The sequence below is a fragment of the Flavobacterium sp. NLM genome, from assembly GCF_002210235.1.
GTDB lineage: Bacteria > Bacteroidota > Bacteroidia > Flavobacteriales > Flavobacteriaceae > Flavobacterium > Flavobacterium panici.
Genome location: NZ_LIAC01000033.1, coordinates 1 through 1,951, shown reverse-complemented (window position 1 = coordinate 1,951; position 1,951 = coordinate 1). Strand labels below are relative to the sequence as shown.

General features: G+C 41.3%; 1 pseudogene. It reads right to left on the bottom strand.

What is annotated here, in order from left to right:
• A pseudogene (locus APR43_RS24560) lies at positions 1-1,951 on the bottom strand (hypothetical protein); the annotation flags it as partial.

The following is a 1,951-nucleotide window of genomic DNA, read 5'->3' as shown; positions in this document are numbered from 1 at the left end:
ATTGCTGTTCCACCTGTGGCAGCTGTATACCAAACTATTGTGCCTACCGCTGGTGTGTTTACCTGAATATTCGCAACTGTTGGTGCATCAACTAAACAGAAATCTTGTGTTGCATCTGTTGTAGTTGGCGTTCCAGGATCAGTTACACTTACGGCAACTGCTAATCTAACATTACTTTCGCAGTTTGTTGCTGGATTTAGAATTGAAGCGTAATAATTTCCTGTTACTAATGCTGTTGTTGCTGGAACTGCTGTTCCGCCTGTGGCAGCTGTATACCAAACTATTGTGCCAACGGCTGGTGTATTTACCTGAATATTAGCAACTGTTGGTGCATCAACTAAACAGAAATCTTGTGTAGCATCTGTAGTTGTTGGTGTTCCAGGATCTGTTACACTTACAGCAACTGCCAATCTAACATTGCTTTCGCAGTTTGTTGTTGGATTTAGAATTGAAGCGTAATATGTTCCCGTTACTAATGCTGTTGTAGTAGGAACTGCTGTTCCTCCTGTAGCAGCTGTGTACCAAACTATATTAGTTTCATTAACTTGAATATTGGCAACTGTCGGAGCGTCAACTAAACAGAAATCCTGAGTGGCATCTGTTGTGGTTGGTGTTCCAGGATCAGTTACACTTACAGCAACTGCTAATCTAACATTGCTTTCGCAGTTTGTTGCTGGATTTAGAATTGAAGCGTAATAGTTTCCTGTCACTAAAGCTGTTGTAGTTGGAATCGCTGTTCCGCCTGTGGCAGTCGTGTACCAAACTATTGTTCCTGTTACTGGTGTATTTACCTGAATGTCAGCAACGGTTGGTGCATCAACTAAACAGAAATCTTGTGTTGCATCTGTAGTTGTTGGTGTTCCAGGATCAGTTACGTTTACTGCAACTGCTAATCTAACATTGCTTTCGCAGTTTGTTGTTGGATTTAGAATCGAAGCATAATAATTTCCTGTTGTTAAAGCTGTTGTTGAAGGAATCGCTGTTCCGCCTGTAGCAGCCGTATACCAAACTATTGTTCCAACAGCTGGTGTGTTAACCTGAATGTCGGCAACTGTTGGTGCATCAACTAAACAGAAGTCTTGTGTAGCATCTGTTGTCGTTGGTGTTCCCGGATCTGTTACACTTACCGCAATTGCTAATCTAACATTGCTTTCGCAATTTGTTGTTGGATTTAGAATTGAAGCGTAGTAGTTTCCTGTTAACAATGCTGTTGTTGTTGGAATCGCTGTTCCGCCTGTGGCAGCTGTGTACCAAACTATTGTTCCTGTTACTGGTGTATTTACCTGAATATTAGCAAAAGTTGGTGCATCAACCAAACAGAAATCTTGTGTTGCATCTGTTGTAGTTGGAGTTCCCGGATCGGTTACACTTACTGCAACAGCTAATCTAACATTGCTTTCACAATTTGTTGTTGGATCTAGAATTGAAGCATAGTATGTTCCTGTTACCAATGCTGTTGTTGCCGGAACTGTTGTTCCACCTGTAGCAGCTGTATACCAAACTATTGTACCTACTGCTGGTGTATTTACCTGAATGTTAGCAACCGTTGGCGCATCAACTAAACAGAAATCTTGTGTTGCATCTGTAGTTGTTGGTGTTCCAGGATCTGTTACACTTACCGCAATTGCTAATCTAACGTTGCTTTCGCAGTTTGTTGTTGGATTTAGAATAGAAGCGTAATATGTTCCTGTTACTAATGCTGTCGTTGTTGTTGGAATCGCTGTTCCGCCTGTAGCAGCTGTATACCAAACTATGGTTCCTACTGCTGGTGTATTTACCTGAATGTCGGCAATTGTCGGCGTATCAATTAAACAGAAATCTTGTGTTGCATCTGTAGTAGTTGGTGTACCCGGATCAGTTACGCTTACTGCAACTGCTAATCTAACATTGCTCTCGCAGTTGGTTGTCGGATTTAGAATTGAAGCATAATAATTTCCTGTTTTTGTTAATC